The following is a 5,234-nucleotide window of genomic DNA, read 5'->3' on the forward strand; positions in this document are numbered from 1 at the left end:
ATCTATAGCAATCCCCGCATAGGTTCCGGGTAATTAAAAAGTAAATAAAAAAGTTGAAACTCTCACCTATTCCCTAAAAAGCAGTAATATTTTTGCTACGAATAAAATAGGATTCCTGTAGTGCGATAATTGATTTTATTTTCTATTATTGGAGATGTCTATTAGGTAGGGGATATTTGGAAATCGTCTACCTATTTTTTTATATTAAGTATTGTAGGTTGGGTTGAGGAATCGAAACCCAACTAAAGATTTATTATATCAAGCCTCATTAATTAGTGACAATAAAAATCTTCTTCTCTTTTAACAGAGATTTTGCGAAACAAATTTTTCCTTACTCCCTACTTCACATTCTCTATTCCCTAATTCCTGAAAGTTTTTATTCAGATACAATTCTTAATAGACAATTCCTAAATCAGTGTGTTACAAGAGAAATTAATGTATTACAAAACAAATTAATTTCTTTAGGAGCATAGAAACTTATGTCTACAAATACACCAACTCTTGCAGGATTATATGTTGTATCCTCAGAGGAGAAATTGACTTTTCCTCTGAAACACACGGAAGTTAAAGCCAAAATAGCGGGCAACCTATCCCGCGTCGAAGTCACTCAAAAATTTGAGAACCCATTCACCGAACCCCTAGAAGCAACTTACGTTTTCCCACTGCCAGACGAAGCTGCCGTCGATGAAATGGAAATAAAAATCGGCGATCGCTTGATTAAAGGCAATATCAAAAAACGGGAAGAAGCAAAACAAATTTACCAAAAAGCTAAACAAGAAGGTCGTACTGCTGGACTACTGGAACAACAGCGCGACAATATTTTCACTCAATCTCTTGCCAATATTAAACCAGGGGAAGAAATAGATGTGATTATTCGCTATACAGACTCCCTTAAATTTGAAGGTGGCGACTATGAATTTGTGTTTCCGATGGTAGTTGGGCCGCGTTATATTCCGGGAATGCCTATAGATGGAAGTGGAGATACAGATGAAGTTCCCGATGCTAGTAAAATTACCCCACCAATAGTTCCTCCCGCGACTCGTTCGGGACATGATATTGGTGTCACAGTAGAAATAGATGGCGGGATGCCAATTTTTCAAGTTCGTTCCACATCTCACCAAATTCAGAAATCTGAACAGGGAGAAATTGTCACAGTCAAATTAGGGAATGAAGATACTATCCCCAATAAAGACCTCATTCTCCGCTATCAAGTTGCCAGTAATAATACCAAAGCAACGGTATTAACTCAAGCAGACAAACGTGGCGGACATTTTGCTCTTTATCTAATACCAGCATTACAGTATCGCCCGGATGAAATTGTACCCAAAGATGTTGTTTTTCTAATGGATACTTCTGGTTCGCAACGAGGGGAACCAATACGCAAATCCCAGGAATTGATGCGCCGTTTTATTCACGGACTTAACCCCAATGATACTTTCACAATTATCGACTTTGCCAATACAACCACAAAATTATCAGAAACACCCTTATCAAATACACCTAAAAACGTTGCCACTGCAATTAATTATGTTAATCAATTAGATGCAAATGGTGGTACTCAAATGCTCAATGGTATCCAGGAAGTTTTGAATTTTCCATCCCCATCTGCGGGAAGACTGCGGAGTATTGTCATGTTGACTGATGGATATATCGGTAATGAAAAAGCTATCTTGGCGGAATTGCAAGAAAAACTTAAACCAGGCAACCGACTTTATAGTTTTGGTGTCGGTAGTTCCGTGAATCGCTATTTGATTAACCGTTTAGCAGAAATTGGGCGGGGTATTGCCAGAGTGGTGCGACAGGATGAACCCACTGAGGAAGTAGCAGAGAAATTTTTCCAACAAATTAATAATCCTGTTTTGACTCAAATTGAGATTAACTGGAATGGTAAGGGTGAAGCACCAGAAATTTATCCAGTGGCAAGTCCAGATTTATTTGCCGAACAACCGTTAGTTTTATTTGGTCGGAAACAGGATACTGTAGCGGGTGAGTTACAAGTTAATGGTATTGCTGCGGGTGGAGAAATTTATCAGCAGAGTTTTCCAATTAATTTTGCTGAGTCTGGGAATGTGGCAGTTGCTCAACTTTGGGGAAGGCAAAAAATTAAGCATTTGACGAATCAGATGTTTGATTATGAGAAGAAGTCGATGGTAGATAAAGTGACACAGACTGCTTAAGTTACAATTTGTGTCTTGATATAACGGTTTTGGTGGAGTTAGTTAAGGAGTTCGAGGTGAACCTGGCGGGTAAAGTATTTCGATGGAAGTTCCTGTGGAAATGCCAGAAGGAGTTAGTTATGAGGGGATTTTGGGTGCAGTAGTGGCACAACCTCAAGCAGAATATCTTTTGGCACGTCGTCGGATGATGCCACAAAGTTTGGCACGCACTAAGAGTATGAAGGCTCGAAGAAGTCGTCCATCTCCTGCAAATGCAAAGATGAGTATGGCTCCTAAATTTGAAACTTCAGATTTAGACACAACAGATTTTATGAGTCAGGAACGGGAAAGAGGAATTACAATTCCTGAATCAGTTGATTGTTTTTCTGACAGCGCAGATGAAAAATTTCTAGAAGCATATAGTGAAAACTCTGTAGATTTTCAGCTACCAGCTTTAAGTTTGAGTCTAGAACAAGATTCTGCAAGCTCAACTAATGCTCGATTGCAACTTATCCAAGCTATAGGATTAGATGAAGCAGGGCAAAAAAATTTGCAACAACATCTCCAAAATGTGAATATACCACCAAATATTAATGGTGAAATAGTTTTGGAATTGCAGGTAAAAGGTAAGCGCGTACTCCGAGTCATTTTAGATGATGAAGTTTCTACATTGAAGGATAAAAAAGTAGTAGAAGAAATTAAGCGATCGCTACTCAAATGGCGTGTTCCCTCTGGTGCAGCAGAGAAGATTTTAATTACAATAAAAGTTAGTTCCTAATAGTCAAGAATTGGGGAATAGGGAAATGGTAGGGTGTGTGACGGCATCCTCTTTTTGAGAGTAGGGAAACTCAAGAAATTTTGCCGTCACGCACCTTTTTTTTGAGATGGTAGATAATCTGATGGTGCGTTACTATGAAAGCGATTCAGTACAACTTGTAGTGGATTGTTTCATCTTAAATGGTGCAATAGGAAATCTACCAGAGATTGCTTTCCTAACGGAATGCTCCGCAAACACTATCGTTTGCTATCGCAAAGCTTCGCTAACGCAATGACAATTCTAACGCACTATTTTAGCTGAAACGGTCCATTAGGGTGCGTTAGACGGCTTAAATTTAGACTATGAAAGAGATTCAACAATCCGTCGTAACGCACCATTTTAGGTCTTTCGGTCTACTACTACTGAAACCTTTAGATACTGGTGGTGCGTTAGCGAAGCGTAACGCACCCTACTAGACTGACACACCTTAAATGGTGCAATAGATGTAGGTTGGGTTGTTTGCGTTAGCATTGCGCAGCATGGGACGTTTGCGGAGCATTTCCAACGGAAAAACCCAACAAAAATCTTTCTCCCCTACTCCCCTACTCCCCTACTCCCNGAGCATTTCCAACGGAAAAACCCAACAAAAATCTTTCTCCCCTACTCCCCTACTCCCCTACTCCCTAATGCACAGTTTTAGCTGTGTCAGTCTACTACTGGACTACAAATGTAGGAAACTAAAACATATTCAATGGTGCGTTACGACGGATTTCTAAATTAGTTTCACCACTCAGGATGATAGCCGTCTAACGCACCCTACTGGAATGATTACTCCCTACTCCCTAAAATAAACAATATTCAATCCAAACTTGTTTAATTGTCTTTTCACCCGCTTCAGATCAGAATAAATTGCGCCGAACTTCTTGTAATCCTAACTCAATAAACTCAGCAAGTTCTTTCTCCGATAAAGGCCAAGGAGGGCCATCAGGTACAGAATCATTGTCCCGTATGCGAGTAATGACCAAAAGTGTACCTCTATTTGCTACTAAAGGAGCAATACAGTTAATAACTTGCGATCGCATCTCTACTGGCAAAGCTTGAATAGTTCGCGACTCTATTACTAAATCAAATTTACGATGCCATTCAGAATTTAAGGCCAACAGATCGGCAACCACATAGTTTACTGAAGAATTAGGAAATCTTTCCTGACACCAGGCGATCGCCTTTGTAGAAATATCAAAAGCTGTCACTTGAAAACCCAACTTTGCTAGACCTTCTGCATCATCACCCAAGCCACACCCAATAACTAAAGCAGTACGTCCTTCTCCTTGTGGTTGAGAAATATCTAACCACTCTTGTAGATAGGGATGTGTCGTTAAACGCGCCCAAGGTATTTGTCCAGCATCACCTTCCGCTTCAGAGTATAAAATATCAAACCATGCAGTGGGATTTGCTTTTTGTGATTCAGTTGCCTACTTCTTGACTTTTTGTTGAATAGCTTCTGGTTGTTGTTCAAACATTATGTTTTATGTTCTAATTTTTCAGTCTTAATTTTATCCCAGTGAAGTAAAAAATATAGTTTCCTTTTGGTAGTGAAGTGAGACATTTCCAATCAGAATAACTAAAATATTTGTAGGGGTTTGGTCTCCAAACCCATTCAACCGGACATAATATTACTTACCCCACACTTTACGCTCTGCACAACCTGATCGTTTTAGGCGTAAGAATTTCACTTCTGACTTTTGACTTTTGACTTTTAACTTCAGCTAGCGATCGACATCACAAAAATCCACCTATTTACTTCACTCTACTTTAGTTATCATTCTCACCTAATCAAGACTTTATGAGTCACTCCAACAGCTCGAAACAAAAGAGAAAATAAAAATATAGAGTTCAAGGTTTGTCCTATGCTTCAAGTTAACTTACTCCCTGGCGCAGTCAATGAAATTATGGCTTCTGTAGCTGAAAGTTCTTGTCTTACCAAATCAGATTGTTATGGCCTCATGGCTTCTATACTAGATGAATCAACCACAGAAGAAGAGCGTCGTTCTGTGGACAGGTTGTTACGTTCTGTAGTCCGAGGAAAGGTACAAGTGGTACCTCAAAAGTAATAATATTAAGCTCATTTTAGATAATATTTTAATGTAAATAATCGGTCTTCATCTTTTAATAAAAATAAGCCAATCATCGCTGCAAGTGTAGGTACAGCAGCCCAAAATAACTGGTTTCCTGGTGCATAAGGATTTAATAATTGTTTGTAGGTAGAAAGTACAGAAATTAGGTGCATTCCCAACATAGCTCCATAAGAAAAAGCTTTAAAT

At 39.1% G+C, this 5,234-nt stretch carries 4 protein-coding genes and 1 pseudogene; 3 read left to right on the forward strand and 2 right to left on the reverse strand.

The window, feature by feature from the left end:
- Positions 1–479 precede the first annotated feature (479 nt).
- Together AFK68_RS11680 and AFK68_RS44865 are read left to right on the forward strand one after the other, a co-directional pair.
- Positions 480–2,177, forward strand: a complete 1,698-nt coding sequence (locus tag AFK68_RS11680; RefSeq protein WP_371357333.1) for a VIT domain-containing protein — start codon at positions 480–482, stop codon at positions 2,175–2,177.
- 82 nt (positions 2,178–2,259) lie between these two features.
- Positions 2,260–2,934, forward strand: coding sequence for an after-VIT domain-containing protein (locus AFK68_RS44865; RefSeq protein WP_094672927.1), 675 nt, complete (start codon positions 2,260–2,262; stop codon positions 2,932–2,934).
- A gap of 878 nt (positions 2,935–3,812) precedes the next feature.
- Here the strand turns inward: AFK68_RS44865 and AFK68_RS11690 are convergent.
- A complete protein-coding gene (locus AFK68_RS11690; protein ID WP_371357334.1) occupies positions 3,813–4,343 on the reverse strand; it encodes a class I SAM-dependent methyltransferase in 531 nt (176 codons plus the stop codon).
- Between the two features lie 477 nt (positions 4,344–4,820).
- Here AFK68_RS11690 and AFK68_RS11695 point away from each other — a divergent pair, with 477 nt between their 5' ends.
- On the forward strand, positions 4,821–5,024 hold the full coding sequence (locus AFK68_RS11695) for a hypothetical protein (RefSeq protein WP_094672929.1): 204 nt from the start codon (positions 4,821–4,823) through the stop codon (positions 5,022–5,024).
- Between the two features lie 11 nt (positions 5,025–5,035).
- Here AFK68_RS11695 and AFK68_RS36635 read toward each other — a convergent pair.
- Positions 5,036–5,234, reverse strand: a pseudogene (locus tag AFK68_RS36635) (hypothetical protein); the annotation flags it as partial.

Source organism: Hydrocoleum sp. CS-953, assembly GCF_002260545.1.
Taxonomy (GTDB): domain Bacteria; phylum Cyanobacteriota; class Cyanobacteriia; order Cyanobacteriales; family Microcoleaceae; genus Trichodesmium.

What these genes read in the sequence shown, in the direction of transcription:
- AFK68_RS11680 (WP_371357333.1), top strand. Translation starts at nt 480, where the DNA reads ATGTCTACAAATACACCAACTCTTGCAGGATTATATGTTGTATCCTCA.
- AFK68_RS44865 (WP_094672927.1), top strand. Translation starts at nt 2,260, where the DNA reads ATGGAAGTTCCTGTGGAAATGCCAGAAGGAGTTAGTTATGAGGGGATT.
- AFK68_RS11695 (WP_094672929.1), top strand. Translation starts at nt 4,821, where the DNA reads ATGCTTCAAGTTAACTTACTCCCTGGCGCAGTCAATGAAATTATGGCT.